Here is a 19,279-nt window from a genome sequence, read left to right as displayed (position 1 = left end):
CTTTTCTAAGAATTTTTTTGTTGCGTTGTATTAGATATTTTCACAAATGGTAAGTAGATAAGAATTGAAACTATAATACAAACAATTTGAGTAACCACTGCTCCCAAATCTCCAGCAGTTGCTAAATAAGCATTAACGATAGGTGGCATTGGCCATGGAACCATCACAACTGCTTTTGCTGCTAAACCTGTTGCTGTGGCGAAATAGCCTATTGTACCTGTTATTAGCGGAGTAATTATAAATGGAATAGCCAAAATCGGATTCAACATGATTGGCATACCAAAAATGACGGGTTCGTTGATGTTAAAAATTCCTGGTGCTGAAGAAAGTTTTGTTATTTCACGCATATCTTCCCTTTTACCGACCATGAAAACGGCAACAAGTAGCCCAATTGTTACTCCTGAACCACCGATACTCATATACATATCCCAAAAAGGCATAGTGATAATATTAGGTATTTCTTTCCCAGATTCAAAAGCTTCCGTATTTACTGCAATTGAGGCAAGTAGTAAAGGCTCTCTTATCGGCTTTATCATCTGATTCCCATGAATTCCGATAACCCAGAAAATTTGCGCTATTAGCATTAGAAGTAATATTCCAGGCAATCCTTGAACTACTCCTTCTAGCGGTCGTTGAACAAGATGATAGATAATATCATAGGCATACATACCAGTAATAGCTTTAACAACAAATCCTGCGGCAGCCATGACTGCAATCGTAATTATAGTAGGAACCAGTGCGGAAAAACCAGCCGATACATTCGCTGGCACTGTATCAGGCATTTTGATTTGTAATTTTTTTTGGCGACCTAACCAACTATATAACTCTACAGATAGTATTGCTACAATCATTCCTAAAAATAAGCCTTTTGTGTCAGTATACTGTTTGGCTAAAACATTTTCTACAAGTATATTTTTATCATCAGACAAGTATTGATAAATTACTGGCGTAACGGCTAAGTACGACATAACCGCAATTATTCCTGGAAAAACTCCTTTTAATTTATTCAGCTTGGCTAATTCTATCCCAATAAGGAATACAGCATAAATTGTTAAAAAGCTTAAAGTAACATAACTAATCGACGAAGCAATTGGTTTCAATTCAGCTAGAAATCTCAAGTACTCAATTTTTGCTAATCCATTTTCTGCATCAAAAACCATCGCCGAAAATAATGTGCCGAATGCCCCTGTAATAATAACCGGGATAAGTGCAGAAAAGGCATTTTTAATTACCATGATGTAGCGTAAATTATTGACTTTGTTTGCAAATCCTCCTAATACCTCTGATAACTTACCCATAAACCCACTTCCCATAATTCTTCCCCCTTATTTAGTGTTTCTCGTATATAGTCTAGATTAAGAACTATTGAGTGCCCTATTGCCATCTCTCTTCTCTATAAATTTTTCTTACGTGCTTTATCGTGCACTTAGCCACTTTATCAATCAAACATTGTCTATAGATTCACAGTTTATACATGAACTATTTCTTCATATCTCTATCTACCTATATAACTTCCTCGCTTAATGATTACGCTTTCAATTGTTTTGAAAATCCTGATTTATCAATACTTAAAGCTAAGATACTGAATCTCCAAGCTTACAACATAAGTAGCACGAACTATTTTGTTGTATATTGGGTATTTGTTTAATACACTTTGGAAACTTACTAAATTTTACTTACAAAGCTTAATTTTATGTATATCACCCCTGACAAGTCATCTGATGTATTTACTATAAAATACATCAGATGACTTGTCAATACTTTTTATTATTCTAACTTACTAATTTTACTAAATTCCTTTCTATTGTTTGCCATATGTACTGTCATGGCATCTAATGCGTTTAGTTCATCATGTTTTGCAATAGCATTTACTAAGTCATTGTGCAGCTCTATTGTTTCAGTTTTTAAATTGCTCACATTATAATTTTCATTAAACAAGGCTATGGATTCGTTAATAATAGGTACAATATGAAAAAGAGCAACATTTCCACTAGCTTCTGCAATAGTTGTATGCAACGCTATATCTAGTTCTATATGTTCATCAGTATTATTCTTGAAGGAAGCTTCTATAGCCTCTTTTAAGTGAAACATATGGCTTATTTGATCTGCTGTAGCATTTTTTGCAGCTAATGCTGCCATTGGTGGCTCTAATATAGATCTTAATACAAACAAATCTTTAATCATTTTGTTTTTATTTTTAATTAAAGAGAATCCTAGGGGATCTTTGGCAATGCCCTTCCCCTCACTTATATATGTTCCCGAACCTTGCCTAACTTGTAATATATTACGCGCAACTAATATTCTAACCACCTCTCTGATAGTACTCCGCCCTACATGTAATTCCTCAGCAAGAGCATATTCATTAGGTAATTTATCTCCTAGCTTAAATTCCTTTACGCGTATGTATTCAAGTAGTTTATCAGCTGTATTTTCCACCAAATTTTCACGCATTTTATCCCCTCCTAATCATCTGATGTATTAGTGATTTTTTCTATATTGCCGTTAAAAATATGAATATGACGAATTAAAAAATGGTATACTAAAAGCATAACTTTTTCCAAAGGATGTGTTAATTATATTAGTTACTGTCATTATCGTCTGCTGGTTCATTGCTTTCATTGCCATTTGGGCGATCATAAAAGCATCCACAAAAAAGCCAAAGTAAGTACACCATTCCTTTTCAATGCGTGCTTATTTTGGCTTTTTGCTTTACTGATGCATCCTAGCCCTGTACATTTCCATCGCCATTTTCTGGTCAGCTTCCGAACGAAAATCGCCAAAAACACTCGAAGTCTCCACAATATTAATGAAACACCGCGGATCGACTGCTTGAACAATATGCGTCAAATCATATAGCTCATATCGAGTAATAACAATAACAAGCATCGCCACGTCTTCCTTCGAATATGCCCCAATAGCATCAACAACCGTAATCCCTCGAAACATGTTACCTTGGATCCCTTTAATCACATCATCCGGATTCTGCGTCATAATCATCGCCGTCAGTTTCTGATGTCTCGTATGAATTGTATCGATTACCCGACTTGAAACATAGAGAGAAATCAAAGTGTAAAGCGCGAAGGTCCACTCATATGTAAAGCCAGCGATCAAAATAATAACACCATTCATAATCAAAAAATACTTCCCAAATGAACGCCCCGTCTTAATCGTAATATACATCGCGATTATATCAAGTCCCCCAGAAGAAATCCCGAACTTAAGTGCCAGCCCGATTCCAACCGAAGAAATAACGCCACCAAAAATTGCATTCAGTAATATATCTGAAGAAACCTCTTGTACTGGTATCACAATTAAAAACAATGACATGAAAGCAACAGTCACAAAACTAAATACCGTAAACGCCCGACCTACCTTAAACCATCCCAAAATAGCCACTGGAATATTGAGTAATAAGACAAGTAACCCTGTAGATAATGTAATGCCAATACCATCTTGTAATAAATCCGATGTTAATTGAGCAACACCAGTCAAACCACTTGCATAAACATGTGCTGGAATTAAGAAGAAATTCATCCCAATCGCATTCAGTAAAGCCGCAAGCACCGCAATAAAAAATTTCTTCGTACCATCAATATAAATTTGCTGCTGATTCAACCCAAATTCCCACTTTCAAAAAAATTAAGCACGCTTAAAAAAGCGGTCTTCCCCCTGATAAATAAAAACCCACACTAACCGTTGCAATCACACAAACAAGAAATAATACGAGAAAAAGATTTGATGGTTTCTCTTTTTTTCGATAAGCAAGCAACATTTCCACGACACCAATTGTAGCGAGCCCAAGCAATATTTTGAAAATCGATACAACAACATGCTCACTAAAACTATATTTCATCATCATAACACCACTAAAAATAACCGTAATATATAGCACTCGATTGCACATCTGCATAATCGTAAATACCTTTGCCGATTGTTTATAGATTCCTAGTGCAACCAGCGTAAAGATAATAATCCCCACCCATGAAATTAAATGAATATAAGACCACATAAAACGCCCTCATTCCTCTCCATTTACATAATTTGATTTTCTAATGTCCCAATTCCTTCAATCGTAATTGTAACAGTATCTCCTTGATTTAAAAAGCGCGGTGGTTCCATTCCTTTACCGACCCCTTCTGGCGTACCCGTTGCAATGACATCTCCTGGAACAAGTGTATGCCCTTTAGACAACTCCGAGATAATTGTCGCGATTGGAAAAATAAGCTGATCCACCGCACCATCCTGCCGCTTCTCTGCATTTACCCAAGTTTGAACCCTTAGCTTGCTAGGATCTCCAATCTCATCCTTCGTCACCACATATGGCCCAATCGGACAGCTACCATCCAAGCTTTTTGCCAAGTAAAACTGCTTATGCTTCACCTGCATATCACGCGCCGTTACATCATTCAAGATCGTATAACCAAAAACCGCATCCATGGCTTCCGTTTCTGAAACATTGGTCACTTCTTTGCCTATGACAATTGCTAGCTCACCTTCATAGTCAAGTTCACTTGTTACATTCGCGTGCAATGGAATCGTTCCCCTATGACCAAGTAGCGCATTACTACTTTTAGTGAAAATCATAAGCGCCTCCGGAATATCCTCAATACTCCCCATTTCAATCACATGCTTTCTATAATTTTTACCAACAGCCATCACATTGTTCGGCGGTATTATCGCTGGTAAGAATTGAACATCTTTGAGTGGAATCGCCCCATGCATCACCTCATATTGCATCTCAATATGAGCTAACTTTTCCGGTTGTGACATAAGCTCTACTAATGTACTCGGACACTCTGATTCCGCAAAAAACGCACTAATATCAATAATTTTATCTTCCTTAAGAATACCAAAAGATTCTCTACCATTAATTCTAAAGCTAATCCACTTCATTATTAATCTCCCCCTGTCAGCTCACAAACATGATCCCCATCAAAAAAGTATAAATAAACATGATCTACTTGTCTACCAATAATTTGTTCAATCGCTTCTCTATACATATCCATTTGAACCTGATACCGCTTCTTCAAAATAGCCTCTCCCCCAAGCCAGTCATTTTCAAATTTTCCAGTTATTTGATCCGTCTTATAATCAATGATAATGAGTTGATTGTCCATCTCAATCATTACATCAATCATCCCCTGAACAATAATTTGCTCCTGCGTATCCACATCCGGATGAATCCGATTAGCTGGTATCTTATAACTGAATGGAATCTCTCGTAGCGTACAATCAGGATTCGCAAGCATTAATCTTCCCAACTCACTATCAAAAAAGGACAATATCGAATCGACTTGAATCGATGCTGCCTGCTCCTCACTCATGATTTCCCTTAAAACTAAGTTATCAAGTAAAGTCGTGATACCATCAGCTGTTGGTATATTTTTTAAAGGAAGAGCCTGCATTACCGTATGCATAGCCGTTCCTCGCTCTGTTGCCGTCAACTGCTTCTCTTGTAAAAACTTCGGCCTATCAAAGGATACCGGTTGCGTACTCCGTGTAAACCGCGTATCACTAAAACTATCCACAACCGAAAATTGGCGCTTCACTTCTGTTACAGACTGCTTCGAACGAATACTAGCTTCTTCACTAAAACCGTATTGAAATGAAAGCCGTTCCTGGATTTCCTTAAAATAAGACGACTGTTCCACAGGTTTCTTACCATTTTTCACAATATCAAACCAACTTGAATCCAATCTGGTATACGTATCAACAGTCAGAAATTCTTGGTAATTACATTTCTCAATTCTAAGCCGCATATTGGTTGGCAATCGAACTCTCTCTGCACTATCCTCAGTCCCCATTAGCTCACTGTAATTCGGATGCCTCACAAAAGCACTGCCAATCCATTGCAAATAATTTTTTGCTTGATACCTCACGCTTGCTGGCAAAACCCAATCCGTCTGCATCACATTCTGTTCCCATTCTGCCATGGCCTTTTCAAGACTTGGAACTGTCCCTACCAAAATCAACTTCTCCTCTGCACGAGTTAAGGCAACATATAATACACGCATTTCCTCGGCTACCATCTCAGCAATTTTTTTATACTTTATCGCTTGTTGTATAATCGATGGATAAACTAATCGCTTCACTGGGTCAGTATATCGTGTTGCAAAGCCAAAATCCTTATCAAACAAATATTTATTATAAATATCACGCATATTAAATTTACGATCTAATCCAGATAAAAATACAACCGGAAATTCTAAACCCTTGCTAGCATGAATTGTCATCATTCGGACAACATCTTCCTTTTCCCCAAGCGTTTTTGCAGTCCCTAAATCCTGCCCCTTTACCTGTAACCTCTCTACAAATCGAATAAAACGAAATAAACCTCTAAATGCAGTCTTCTCATACTGATCAGCACGATCCAATAACGCACGCAAATTCGCTTGTCTCTGTTTCCCACCCGGCAATCCGCCAACAAAATCATAAAAATGGGTTTCTTGAAAAATTTGCGCAATTAAATCTGCTAAATTCTCGCGCATCGATAACTCTCGCCACTTACTTAGCTGCCGTAAAAAAAACTGTATCTGAGAAGCCAAATTCCCCGTTTCAGAAACCGAGTATATCTCCAATGCCTCAAAATAAGGTTTGCCTTTTCCTACAGCCCGAATTCGAGCTAACGAATCTTCCTCTAAACGTACAATAGGAGATCGTAATACAGAAGCAAGCGGAATATCCTGATACGGGTTATCAATAATTTTGAGCAGTGTCACCATAGTTGCAACCTCTGTAGCTTCAAAATACCCCGAATTACTATTAGCATAGAAAGGAATGTCTAGCTCCTTCATCGCATCCTCCATATCAGGAGCACTCGTAAGCGCACGCGATAAAATAACGATATCCCTGTATTCCATCGGCCGATACTGCTTCAACCCCTTATCAAAAACTGGCGTCTTCTCGCCGATCAAAGTAGCGATTCGTTTCGCAATATAACGTGCCTCCGCCTGCCTTTTTTGCAATTGTTCAGGAGCTAAATCATCTGTATCATCTGTCCTCCCGTCTTGCTCCATATCAATCAGCACAAATTCTGTCTGCGTCCTATCTGACTTTGGAAATGAAGCACCTAAAACCAATTCAGCCTGTTCATCATACTCGATTTCAGCAACTTCTGTATCCATCAACTGATTAAAAATAAAATTCGTTGTATCGAGCACATCCGAGCGACTTCTAAAATTCTGCGATAAATCAATTTTCAATCCAGTCCCATCGCCAGCCTCCGTGTATCGCTTATACTTTGCCAAAAACAAACCAGGTTCCGCCAAACGAAAACGGTAAATAGACTGCTTCACATCTCCAACCATAAATAAGTTGCCGTCTGCTTCCGTATCTGCTGTTACTAAAGATAAAATACGTTCCTGCACCATATTTGTATCCTGATACTCATCAATCAAAACTTCTTTAAACTTCTCTCGATATCCCAACGCAGCATTTGACGGTGCACCATCATGTTCCGGGTCACTCAAAATAAGTAGCGCTAAATGTTCTAAATCATTAAAATCCAGCATACCTCTCGAAACTTTTTCATTGTAAAAACGAACAGCAAACTCTTTCGTAAGCTCCGTTAACGTTTCAATAGTAGGTTTCATTTTCATCAAATCAGAAATGTAATTTTCTCCAATTCGTGAAAACCATTCACTCCCAGCATCTGTTACAGCCTTCTTGGCTTGGTCGCGCAACTTTTTTACCCGTTCCACTAAATCTTCATCATATAGCTCTTTTTCCTTCAAAGTTGCAATTCGTTGAAATTTAACGGCTTTCCAATTCGTGGACACACTCTCCCAATCGCTCTGAAGGCCGTCCATTAAGCTCCGAACCTGTCCCAAATCGCTTTCAAGTGTCACTAAATAAGGCTCCGGTCCCGCTGACTCACCGCATAAGAAAATCGCATGTTTCAGGGCGTATTCTGCCTGCCGCAACGTCATCAACAACTGCTTTTCAATAATCGAATAAAACGGCAAAGACGCCACATCTGTTATTCCATCAACATCATAGTTTGCAACAATTGCATCCAGCCAATCCGCCGGTTCAGGGTGCGCACGTGAAAAATCATACAGTTCTCCAATAACTCTTCCGATGTCATCATCCGAACGATCACCCGTGAATGTATCTACTAACTCAAAAAAGGCAATGTTTTTCTCATTCCCATAGTACTCCTCTAACAAATGATCCATCACTTCATCCCGCACCATCGCACTTTCAATGGGCTCAATTAAACGAAACTCAGGATCAATGTCTGCCAAATAATAATATTTTTTTATTACATCTAAACAAAACGAATGTAGTGTAGAAATCGATGCATAGTTTAGCAAGGCTATCTGTCGCTTCAAATGCGCAGAAGATTCATCAGTTAATAAAGCTCTCTCAACAGCCTTACCAATTCGCCCTTTCATTTCTGCAGCCGAAGCGTTCGTAAATGTTACAATAAGCAACTGATCAACATCGATTGGTTCATCTGGATCTACAATTTTTTCAATAACTCGATTCACCAAAACCGCCGTCTTCCCAGATCCAGCAGCAGCAGATACAAGAACGTTTTGACCACTCGCATATATTGCCTTCCATTGATCCTGCGTCCAAGTAGTATTCTCTGGCTTTATCGGAATTTCTCTCTTCATTCTTGCCCCTCCTCCCGCATTTTTTTCAAGATTTCTATCCTACTTCGGTTCTCTAATTTACGATATTGGTTACTATCAAGTGACGCATCAAATTGACAAACCGACCGAAAAGCACATAATTGGCACGGCGTTCGTTCCTTCAATTTATAAGGATTAATCGAGACTTCCCCTTCAATAATCTTATTCCCAGCCTTCGCATATTGGCTCCGAACATATTCTCGCATCGTATCAAACTCAGCTCTTGTCGCCGTGGCTGAATGTGCATTAAATTTCCCATCTTTTTTCAACCCTGTAGGTATAACCGCAGAAGTTTTTCCAGCCTCGAGTTCCGTATCCATAAGCGACACCGCCAGAGCATCATCTAATACTAAACCCTTCATTCGAAAGCTCTTTAATAGCTCCTTCTCAATCTCCGCCTCCGTTAATTCCTGCTCTGCGTTAACGAGTGGATTATGCATATGAAAATACAATACCCCCGCTGGTTCCGCAACTTTACCAATAAGCTTCGCTGAGTTCTCAACGACAATGTCTAAATACGTCAGCATCTGCAAAGCTAATCCATAATAAACCTCCGTCATCGGCAAATCGTGCGAACTTGATTTATAATCGATAATTCTCAAAAACGTTCTCTCATCTTGCTCTGCCTCATCTATTCTATCAATTCTTCCCTGCAAAATAAGCTCTCGTCCGGAATTAAGAGGTAATTTTAAAGGTGGGATTTCCCCTTTCACTCCAAAATCAACCTCTAATCCCACTGGCCTAAACCTACTAATCTTAGCTTGCTCATTTAACACACGCGTCGCCCGCATGATGATATTCAAAAGCTTATACTGAATATATTCTAATCGCTTAGTACTCAACAAAATTTCATGTTGCAACTTAGGAGCCAAATACTTCATCGCGAGTGTTGCCAACTCGACACACTGCTCCGTCGTCAGCTGACCCCAATCTAACTTATTCTTCCTAAGCTCTGCAGATATCCACTCCATAGCTCCATGAAATATTTCGCCAATATCTACAGACTGCAATTTAAAATGCGCTCGCTCTTCTAGTTTCAAACCATGCTGCGCAAAATGTTGAAAATGACAACTATAGAAACGCTCCATTCTCGAGACGCTTGCATGAATATTCTCGCCAAATAAAGAAGTTGCTGCTTCTTCAGAAATACGCTTTGCCTTATTTTGATAAAACAAACTTTCTAAAATTCGTAGTGAAAAGTCCCTCAATGCTTCTTCTGATTGGAAAAAAGCGTAAACATCCCACCAAATCGCAGACATCGGATACCCTTTTTTCTTATATTGCATTTGTGTTGTTAAAAGCGATATCGCAGATTTAGGTGTTGAAATATAGGCAACCTGCTCTGAGTCACTAAGTAAAGAAGGATCGCTCAAATAGAGCCCTCTCTGAATCGTTGGAAAAACTGCCTCTATGCGTCTAATATAGTTCGATTCAGATAATTCTCTCCCATTCTCATCAGCATTAGGGAAACTAATAAACAAATACTCTGAGGGCAACGTAAACAGACGATAAGCCAGAAAATCCTCGCTAGAGAGCATACTTTTCCCACTAGGCCTGACTGCAATTCCTGATTGGTTTAGATAATCACGATCCTCATCCGATAAAATGCCGCTCTCCGTTTTTTTCATCGGTAACACACCATCATTCATGCCCACAATAAAAACAGCCTTCCTATTCAGCAACCTAGAGCTATCCATATCTGCGACAATTAACTGATCTAGCGACGGTGGTAGCAAAGCAAAATCCAGAGCATCCAGCCCCGTATTTATTATGTCAAAAAATACGTCAAACGAAAGCCGCTCGTCCCCCATGACCTCAACAAACTCATCCAACAAAGCCACAACAGATTTCCATGCCTGCTCATGCTCTTTAGCTAATTCGAGCTCATTCATTTCCTCTGCTCGTTTACGCCACATATCCAACCTAGTATCTACTTGTGCATCTAACATAAATTCAAATAATGCTCCCGCTTGCTCTATACCTGTATTAGCATCTTTCAATCTTTTCTCTAAGTTCATTAAGGGGGCCTTTATTTGCTCTCTTACTTCATTGATTATTATCTCTTTCGCTTTTTCATCATCTGTTTGTACACCGTGATTCAAATCTAACCCACGAATTTTCCGATAAGTCCAAGGACGCTTTTCCATCCACCTGCGCTTATTATAAATACCATTCTCCAATATATAGTTCTCAAAAATATCAACTTTTCCCCGATAAGCGCTACTACTTATATCCAATGGGAAGAGGAACTCTGTGCGAACAGCCTGAAAAACAGCTTCATATTGCCAGTTAGTACGAAGAACATCTAAACTAGAACGAAGAAATTCTATCATAGGATGGTTAGCCATTGTTCGTTTTTTATCGATAAAATAGGGAATATCATTCGCATCCAGAGAAGCCTTCAAAATCGTTTCATAGCTGTCTGCATTCCGCAGTAGAATAGCCATATCCCGATAACGATATCCTTTTGATGCTAACTCCCTAACACGCCTCGCAACCCCTTCCATTTCAGCACGACGATTATTCGCCTCATCTATATGAATACCAACTGCTTCACCATCAAATTTAGCTACCGATAGCTTCGTCCAATTTTCCTGTAGATAAGCTAAATCATCATTTTGAAAGCGTCTGTTGTTGTTCATAATAATGTCAGGCATCACATCACAACCCCTATTTTGCGCCATTTCTTTCAACTTAGCATATGTCGTTCCAGTCAATTGAAATAAGTCATACGCTTCCAAGCTATCAACACCATAATCTTCATCCAAAGTTAGAGCAATCGTCACATTTTTACACGAGGCCAATAACTCCCCTAAAACTAAATATTCTTGCGGCGAAAACTCATAAAATCCATCAATAAAAATTTCACTTTGTGCTAAAAATGAATTCTCTGAAATAGCCTCTGCAAGTAACTTTAAGTAATCCTCGTTTTCCAAATATTTTCCAGCTAGCACTTGTTCATACGCATCATAAAGCACAGCTATATCCGCCATTTTATTACTCAAATCAGCTTTAATCTGACCATCAAAGTGCTGCAATTGTTCTTGCTCAACGCAATATTGTTTCATTTCTTTAAAAATTTGCTCCAACTCTTTAATAAACCCTTTTTTAGAAGCGCTACGTCCGAATAAATGTAACTCCTCTTGTTTCTCAAGCATAATTTTCCTAATTACCATCTCTAACCCAGAATCTGTCAAAAAAGTTCTCGCCAATCCACCACTTTCCTGTAAAACACGCCAAGCTAAGCGGCTGAAGCTAAAAATCTGCGTATCTAATAAACCAGTAACCCCTTCACGCTCCAAAAACACGGTTTCCATTTGTAATGTCATTTGATCCGGAACTAAAAAAATACAGGATTGCTTCTCCGTGGTACTATTCATCCGTTCCTCTAATTTATCCATTATTAGCGTCGTTTTCCCAGTACCCGCGCGCCCTATAATAAATTGTAAACTCATTTCAACACCACCGAACATACGTTTGTTTTTATCATAACATATTTTACATAACTAAACCAGCCTTATTTTTGAATCCTACTGCCAGTCTATCACTTTAATCGTTTTTCAACAATCACAACCATGAAAAAACTAGAGCCAATTTGACTCTAGTCAGTCTGTAGAAAAACTATCTCACATGATTTTCCGCAAAACCTCAGCGTGTCGACAAATGCTTAGGTTCTAGGCAAAAGCGAGTACCAGCGCGGAGCGTACTGGAGTACGTGAGTACTGGAACGGAGTTTTTAACAACGAAAATGAGCGTTTGTCGACACGCTGACTAGAGCCAATTTGACTCTAGTCACTACTTTATTTAGAAAGTCAGCACTTCCTGCTGCATGTTATTCAGCTTCTCTGTCAAAAGATAGAAGTTCTCTTTATCGTTATTATCTAAAGCAATATCAATCTCGTCTTTCAATTGTTGCAATCGGTGTTCGTCAAGGAGCATTGTCATGTAGCACTCAATAAATGTATTCACTAACTCTTTTTCTCCTTTTAGAGCTCCAACTTGATTAACTAATGAACTTGAAAAATCTCGCATTTCCATGACTGATCACTCCTTCTTAATTTTTTATTATCCGGCAAAAAGTGAAAATAAGGGGTTTAAAAGTCATATTCTTTATAAAAATAGAATTTTTAGAAAAAATAGTGACTTCGAGAATTAGCTGTGCTATACTCAAGCTAGCAATTTAGGTGAACCATAGACAGATAGTTTCAAAGTAGGTGTACTAAAATTTTTTCAAAAACAAACCGGACATTTCATAAACTTGGTGCATTTACACTACTTAAATACATCAAAAGGAGTGGCATTATGTCGAAGAAGATGAAAAAACCAGTGTACGAGGTTAACCCGCATACCATGATTATCCTGCCTTTAAAAACAAAATCAGGAGTCCAATCAGAAGTCTTTGAATTAAACGATCATCGTATATCTAGTTTTACCCCATTATTTCTAATTAAAACAAGCTGTCAATATTTTGGCTCTAGTTATGAAGGTCGTAGAGAAGGAACGCGTTTCTTAACAGGCGTCACACACAAGCCGCCGATTATGATTGATCCCGTCAGCTTCACCTACGCATTCCCGACAACTTCAGCTGGTAGAGATGACTGCATTTGGATTTTTCCACAGCACATTTCAGAGTACTATGACTCTAATTATAATTGCACCACTATTAGATTTAATAATAAACAAAAAATAAAAATATCTGTCTCTTTTGCTACATTCAACAATCAAATGGCTAGAGTATCTATGCTACACATGAAATTTTCCCAAAAAATGCGAACAGTAGAAACAGAATATCCTTATTCCAATCTCTTATTTCCACCGGTATCTTTAGCAGCAGAGAATAGAGAGCCTTATAATATCGAAGAAGTAAGCGATATCAATGACAATTTTGTTGACTTTAGCTATTCAGAGTTGCCACAACAAAAAAAGAATAAGAAAAACAAAGAAGAATAATAACAATAAGGCAGTCACTTTTTTCCGGTTTGTGACTGCCTAAAATTAAATATTTCGATTTCCTAAAGCCTCAGAAATTCGTTTTAAAAGTACTAACTCTTCTTCTGAATAGGAGTAAGGTAACTCTAAATACCATTTCTCCAGTTCAGGATTTCCAATCAACGGAAACGCATTTACTGAATTTTTTTCTCTAAGCCCAGCAACATCATCCAATAAGAAATCCGTCGTTGTTCCTAGCTCGTCTGCCAACTTAGCAAGAATAAATATAGGTGGTCGATGATTATCATTCTCGTACTTGCTAATGGTAGATGACGTTACACCAATTCTCTCTGCCAACTGCTTTTGCGTCAAGCGATGTTTCTTTCGAAGTGATATTAATTTTTCTCCAAAATCCATATCCCCACCCCTTCCTATATTCTTATTATAGCAATGAACAGGTGTTATTTCGACAATTTGCACACAGAAAGAAAAAACTGCCCTATCACTAGAGCAGCCTCTCTATTATTTCGCTTTCTTCCAAAAACCGTATATCAAGCCTGAAATTACAGTACCTATAAGGATTGAGAGTAAGAATAACACCGGATGGTTCGCTAATCCTGCAACAAAAATCCCACCATGAGGCGCAGGAACATTAATTTGCCAAAACTGTGTTAACCCTCCCGCAATTGCAGAACCTAGAACACATGATGTAATAACACGCAGTGGATCTGCTGCTGCAAAAGGAATAGCACCTTCCGTGATGAATGATAGTCCTAACACATAATTTGTTAAGCCCGCCTGACGCTCATCGGATGTGAATTTATTTTTGAATAGCGTTGTAGCCATTGCAATTGCAAGTGGTGGTACCATACCGCCAGCCATTACAGCCGCCATAAACGCACCATCAGTGTTCCCAGTAGTTGTGAATACACCAATTGCAAATGTATAAGCCGCCTTATTAAACGGCCCCCCCATATCAATTGCCATCATACCACCTAATACTGTTCCTAAAATAACAGCATTTGCTGTTCCTAAAGACTGCAATTGCTCCACTAAAAACTCATTAATTGTAGCAAAAATAGGATCGAAAATAAAGTACATTAATCCACCAGTGATAAGTAATCCAAGCACGGGATAAATTAAAATAGGCTTCAAACCTTCCAGAGTCTTAGGCATCTTAGAAAAGAGTATTTTTAACCCAACAACAACATAACCCGCTAGAAAACCAGCAAGTAGCCCACCTAAAAACCCTGCATTTGAAGTTGCCGCCAATAAACCACCTACCATACCCGGCATTAAACCGGGACGATCAGCAATGCTCATCGCGATGAAGCCTGAAAGAATCGGAATAAGGAACATAAACGCGCCTGTTTCCCCACCACTAATCGCGCCTAACATATCAGTAAAGCCTTTCGCACTAGGGAAATACTGTTCTAACAAGAACGAAAAGGCTAGCAGAATACCGCCACCTACGACAAATGGTAGCATGTGAGAAATGCCGTTCATCAAGTCTTTATAAATACGGCTACCAACAGATACACGTTGTCCCTCCTTAGTAGAACTATCACGCTCACCGCTATGATGATATATTGGTGCTTCTTTTGATATAGCTCTACCAATAAGTTCTTCTGGCTTTCTTATTCCATCACTAACAGGTGTTTCTAGAACATGTTTGCCATCAAATCTAGCCATTTCAACGTTCTTATCTGCAGCAATAATGACACCCGTAGCACGCTCTATTTCATCTGCTGTTAGCTTATTCTTAGCACCATCAGAACCATTTGTTTCTACTCGAATCTCAACATCCATCTCTTTCGCCTTATTCTTCAAAGCATCCTCAGCCATATACGTATGAGCAATACCGGTTGGACAAGCCGTAACCGCAACAACAAAAGGCTTCTCATAAGAATCGGTACTATGATTCGACTCAGCTGTTGACTCATTTTCTTCCTGTGCCTCATCAAATAAGCCTATCACCTCTTTAGCAGATTTAGCACCACGTAACTTAGCAACAAAATCAGGATGAATAAGTAAACGAGATAATGCAGCTAATGTTTCCAAATGTGTTTGATTAGCACCATCTGTTGCAGCAATCATAAAAAACAAAGATGCTGGCTGTCCATCCAATGAATCGTAATCAACCCCTGCCTCACTCTTAGCAAATAAAACTGTTGGTGTATTTACAGCGGCTGTTTTGGCGTGTGGCATTGCAATCCCATCACCGATTCCAGTAGAACTTTCTTTTTCGCGCTTCACAATTTCTTGTTTAAACAGCGATATATCATTAATTTTTCCCACTTCATCAAGCTTAGCAATCATTTCATCGATTACCGCCTCTTTTGTCTTAGCTTTCAAGGAAAGAATCATCGTATCTTGATCCAAAATATCTGTTATTTTCATAATGTTAGCCTCCCATTTTATTATAGCTCTGAAATTTCTACTTCTGGAATTAATTTTTGAATCTCGTCATATGTCGCCAAATCAGTAGAGAATGCCGTTGCACTCCCCGTAGCCACAGCAACTCGAAACGCCTCTAATACATTCTTATTCATCATATACGTACCAATAAATCCACCAATCATCGAGTCCCCAGCGCCAACTGAATTCTTTACATCCCCCATCGGCGTGTTAGACTTATATACCTTATCATTAGTAAATAACAACGCACCATCACCTGCAAGAGACACAATGACATGCTTAGCCCCTAGCGCCAAACATTTTTTACCGTAAGGAATAATATCTTCTATACAATCAAAACTAACTCCAAATAGTTCTGCCAACTCATGGTGATTTGGTTTAATAAGAAAAGGCTCTCTCTCCAAAGTATCGAGTAGGCTTTGACCAGTCGTATCAATCATAAACTCCACTTCTTGAGCTTCACATTTAGCAATAATCCTATTATAAAAATCAGTACCTAGAGAAGGCGGGATACTTCCAGATAAGATGACGATATCCCCCTTTGTCATCCCATCAAATTCTTTAAAGAATGTCGCTACCTCAGTGAAATCAATAGTTGGGCCTGCTCCATTTATTTCAGTTTCCTGCGCACCCTTCAACTTAATATTAATCCGTGTATCATCAGCAATATGCGTAAAACGTGCCATACTCCCTTCACTATCCAACCATCTTTGAATGAAATCACCGGTAAATCCGCCTAGAAATCCTAGCGCGCAGTTCTCAACTTTTAACTGATTAAGAATCCTAGAAACATTAACACCCTTACCACCAGGTAACTTCACACTTGTTTGCATTCGATTTACTTGACCTAATTTAAAGTCCTCTACTTCCACAATATAATCAATTGATGGATTTAATGTCACAGTATAAATCAAACCGACACCTCCATAATACTAGTCTTTTTCATAATACTCCGTTTTTCTTCCTCATCAATAGCATCTGTAATCCACACCGCAGCTTCTAAATCAAACATTTTGGCAAAGTGACTCTGATGTAGCTTAGAACTATCAGCAACTATAAAGCATTCATCAGAAAGTTCCATTGCCTTCCTTTTTAGCAATCCCTCTTCCATATCTGGCGTTGTGTATCCGTCAACTATATGAACACCATTAGCACCAATAAAAGCTTTGTCAAAGCGATAATTCATGATATTATCAAAGGCAATTCCCCCTATAACAGCCTTTGTTTTCGCTTTCATTTTACCACCCAAAATATACGCATTTAAGTCCATACTAACTAGTTCTTCCACATGCATCAATCCATTAGTAACAACTGTTATATCACGCCCAACGAGACATTCAATGATCTCAAATGTAGTTGAACCCGCATCTAAGAAAACACAATCGCCGTCCATAATTAAGGATGCTGCTAATCTAGCAATCCGTTTCTTCTCTTGAACGTTTCTGACTGATTTCTCTACCATACTCATTTCAATAGTTCTTGCTTGATTCAGTATCGCTCCCCCATGTACCCTTTTCAACGCTCCTAAATCTTCTAGCTCAGCCAAATCACGTCTTATTGTAGATTCAGAAGAGCTAGATACTTCTATTAATTCTTTTAATTTAACAGTTCCCTTCCGCTTCAGAAGACCCATTATGATTTTGTGCCTCTCCATATTTAACATAAGAACCCTCCATTCTTAAACAGAATACCACCATAAACGTTCAAAGTCAATCAAATTCAGTCAAATGTAGATATATATTTTATATCGCTTATCTTTAGCCCTATATTATCTCATAACAGAGTTTTTTTTAAGGTATTTATACTTATAACTTTATTCGTATTTTTTCTTAATACAGAAATTAGAAAGTTAAATAATTAACTTTTAAGTAAAAAAAGAGTAATATATCATATGATTATTGACGTGTGAATGAATTTGATAGGTAACTTTTTAACTATATTTCCCACTCATTAAAACACTTTAAAACAAAAGGAACTCATATCGTCTTTTTTTACTTCCTAAAAATAGTAATATATGTATTTAAAAGTGTTTTTTTGTATAATAATTGTATCGGTATGAGCCATATCAATTGCTAAACAATTGACATACATATAATTTCTGCATGAATTTTTTTCCATAAAAATAGCGAAAGAATATTCTTTCAAAGAAATAATTGTAACTAAAAAATAAAGTGTTTATACTCTTATATTCGATATCGATTGTAAAAAAGACTAGCATTAAAAAAAACAGAATTGATTTATACAGTGACACTAAAATCCAGCAATCGGGTATATGTGGAGGTAATTATGATCGACTAATGTATAGCTCTTCACGCGAAAATACTTAAGTAATTACCACCCTTGTGAACGGGTGGCTTTTTTATATGCCCTAGAAGGGCTCATTACACGCTTGCCCCTGAGGGGACCTTTTTAAGACCGTCTCTATGCTCTGTCCATGTAGCCGCTGCATTTACTGTACAAGATTCGGGCAGTATTGGACTTTGATTTATTGATTTATTTGGAAATATCATCCATCTTGGTACAGCCTTTTGTTTAAGAAAATTAAAAATCCCAACACTTTGAAGTATTGGGATTACTTGGATACCGGCGGCCGGGGTCGAACCGGCACGATCGTGAGATCACTGGATTTTGAGTCCAGCGCGTCTGCCAATTCCGCCACGCCGGCATAATACAAATATTATACTGTAATTTCAAATAAATTTCAATTAAGGCGCCAACCGGATTTGAACCGGTGATAAAGGTTTTGCAGACCTCTGCCTTACCACTTGGCTATGGCGCCATACCACACAAGCGGAAGACGGGGTTCGAACCCGCGACCCCCACCTTGGCAAGGTGATGTTCTACCACTGAACTACTTCCGCAAAAAACTGGGCTAGCTGGATTCGAACCAGCGCATGACGGAATCAAAATCCGTTGCCTTACCGCTTGGCTATAGCCCATCGTTAGAAAATGGGGCGGATGATGGGAATCGAACCCACGAATGCCTGAACCACAATCAGGTGCGTTAACCACTTCGCCACATCCGCCACTATTAAATTTACTTTTGGCAGGGGCAGTAGGAATCGAACCCACACTGAAGGTTTTGGAGACCTTAGTTCTACCTTTAAACTATGCCCCTATAAAATGGTGGAGGGGGGCAGATTCGAACTGCCGAACCCGAAGGAGCGGATTTACAGTCCGCCGCGTTTAGCCACTTCGCTACCCCTCCAAAATATCAAGGTGGCTTGGGACAGAATCGAACTGCCGACACCTTGAGCTTCAATCAAGTGCTCTACCAACTGAGCTACCAAGCC

13 protein-coding genes and 8 tRNA genes are annotated in these 19,279 nt (G+C 38.6%); 1 reads left to right on the top strand and 20 read right to left on the bottom strand.

Annotated features, from left to right (window positions below):
- Positions 1–5 precede the first annotated feature (5 nt).
- The 8 genes from R8925_RS13740 to R8925_RS13705 all read right to left on the bottom strand — a co-directional run bounded on the left by R8925_RS13740 (position 6) and on the right by R8925_RS13705 (position 12,677).
- On the bottom strand, positions 6–1,313 hold the full coding sequence (locus tag R8925_RS13740) for a PTS sugar transporter subunit IIC (protein WP_430536363.1): 1,308 nt from the start codon (positions 1,311–1,313) through the stop codon (positions 6–8).
- Positions 1,314–1,767: 454 nt separating this feature from the next.
- Positions 1,768–2,451, bottom strand: coding sequence for a FadR/GntR family transcriptional regulator (locus tag R8925_RS13735; RefSeq protein WP_430536362.1), 684 nt, complete (start codon positions 2,449–2,451; stop codon positions 1,768–1,770).
- Positions 2,452–2,709: 258 nt separating this feature from the next.
- Positions 2,710–3,615 carry a YitT family protein gene (locus tag R8925_RS13730; protein ID WP_430536361.1) on the bottom strand — a complete coding sequence of 302 codons (906 nt, stop codon included), beginning with the start codon at positions 3,613–3,615 and terminating at the stop codon, positions 2,710–2,712.
- A 34-nt stretch (positions 3,616–3,649) separates the two neighbouring features.
- Positions 3,650–4,009 (bottom strand): YisL family protein, encoded by a 360-nt coding sequence (locus tag R8925_RS13725; protein WP_430536360.1) that lies wholly within the window; start codon positions 4,007–4,009, stop codon positions 3,650–3,652.
- A 23-nt stretch (positions 4,010–4,032) separates the two neighbouring features.
- Positions 4,033–4,893, bottom strand: a complete 861-nt coding sequence (locus R8925_RS13720; protein ID WP_430536359.1) for a fumarylacetoacetate hydrolase family protein — start codon at positions 4,891–4,893, stop codon at positions 4,033–4,035.
- Between the two features lie 2 nt (positions 4,894–4,895).
- Positions 4,896–8,621 carry a helicase-exonuclease AddAB subunit AddA gene (gene addA, locus R8925_RS13715; protein ID WP_430536358.1) on the bottom strand — a complete coding sequence of 1,242 codons (3,726 nt, stop codon included), beginning with the start codon at positions 8,619–8,621 and terminating at the stop codon, positions 4,896–4,898.
- The gene (gene addB, locus R8925_RS13710) at positions 8,618–12,094 is read right to left on the bottom strand and encodes a helicase-exonuclease AddAB subunit AddB (RefSeq protein ID WP_430536357.1); all 3,477 of its coding nucleotides are present in this window, start codon (positions 12,092–12,094) and stop codon (positions 8,618–8,620) included. Before addB ends, addA begins: the two co-directional genes overlap by 4 nt.
- Positions 12,095–12,443: 349 nt before the next feature.
- Positions 12,444–12,677, bottom strand: coding sequence for an IDEAL domain-containing protein (locus R8925_RS13705; protein WP_430536356.1), 234 nt, complete (start codon positions 12,675–12,677; stop codon positions 12,444–12,446).
- Positions 12,678–12,938: 261 nt separating this feature from the next.
- Between R8925_RS13705 and R8925_RS13700 the strand changes: the two genes are divergently transcribed.
- The gene (locus R8925_RS13700) at positions 12,939–13,589 is read left to right on the top strand and encodes a competence protein ComK (protein WP_430539450.1); all 651 of its coding nucleotides are present in this window, start codon (positions 12,939–12,941) and stop codon (positions 13,587–13,589) included.
- 45 nt (positions 13,590–13,634) lie between these two features.
- On the opposite strand, the gene R8925_RS13695 is transcribed toward R8925_RS13700, so the two are convergent.
- The 12 genes from R8925_RS13695 to R8925_RS13640 all read right to left on the bottom strand — a co-directional run bounded on the left by R8925_RS13695 (position 13,635) and on the right by R8925_RS13640 (position 19,279).
- A complete protein-coding gene (locus R8925_RS13695) occupies positions 13,635–13,985 on the bottom strand; it encodes a helix-turn-helix domain-containing protein (protein WP_430536354.1) in 351 nt (116 codons plus the stop codon).
- A gap of 105 nt (positions 13,986–14,090) precedes the next feature.
- Positions 14,091–15,968: a PTS fructose transporter subunit IIABC gene (locus R8925_RS13690; protein ID WP_430536353.1), complete on the bottom strand. Its 1,878-nt coding sequence runs from the start codon at positions 15,966–15,968 to the stop codon at positions 14,091–14,093.
- A 20-nt stretch (positions 15,969–15,988) separates the two neighbouring features.
- Positions 15,989–16,900 carry a 1-phosphofructokinase gene (pfkB, locus tag R8925_RS13685; protein ID WP_430536352.1) on the bottom strand — a complete coding sequence of 304 codons (912 nt, stop codon included), beginning with the start codon at positions 16,898–16,900 and terminating at the stop codon, positions 15,989–15,991.
- Positions 16,897–17,649, bottom strand: coding sequence for a DeoR/GlpR family DNA-binding transcription regulator (locus R8925_RS13680; protein ID WP_430536351.1), 753 nt, complete (start codon positions 17,647–17,649; stop codon positions 16,897–16,899). Before R8925_RS13680 ends, pfkB begins: the two co-directional genes overlap by 4 nt.
- A 918-nt stretch (positions 17,650–18,567) precedes the next feature.
- A tRNA-Leu gene (locus R8925_RS13675) sits at positions 18,568–18,651 on the bottom strand.
- Positions 18,652–18,694: 43 nt separating this feature from the next.
- Positions 18,695–18,765: transfer RNA gene (locus R8925_RS13670), tRNA-Cys, on the bottom strand.
- 10 nt (positions 18,766–18,775) lie between these two features.
- Positions 18,776–18,847, bottom strand: a tRNA-Gly gene (locus tag R8925_RS13665).
- Positions 18,848–18,853: 6 nt separating this feature from the next.
- A tRNA-Gln gene (locus tag R8925_RS13660) sits at positions 18,854–18,925 on the bottom strand.
- Between the two features lie 11 nt (positions 18,926–18,936).
- Positions 18,937–19,012, bottom strand: a tRNA-His gene (locus tag R8925_RS13655).
- Between the two features lie 18 nt (positions 19,013–19,030).
- Positions 19,031–19,104: transfer RNA gene (locus R8925_RS13650), tRNA-Trp, on the bottom strand.
- Positions 19,105–19,110: 6 nt separating this feature from the next.
- Positions 19,111–19,194: transfer RNA gene (locus tag R8925_RS13645), tRNA-Tyr, on the bottom strand.
- Positions 19,195–19,206: 12 nt separating this feature from the next.
- Positions 19,207–19,279: transfer RNA gene (locus R8925_RS13640), tRNA-Phe, on the bottom strand.

The sequence above is a fragment of the Listeria rocourtiae subsp. hofi genome (assembly GCF_963575615.1).
Taxonomy (GTDB): Bacteria; Bacillota; Bacilli; order Lactobacillales; family Listeriaceae; genus Listeria_A; species Listeria_A hofi.
The sequence above is the reverse complement of the archived record's forward strand: the minus strand, read 5'-3'. Positions and strand labels throughout refer to the sequence as shown.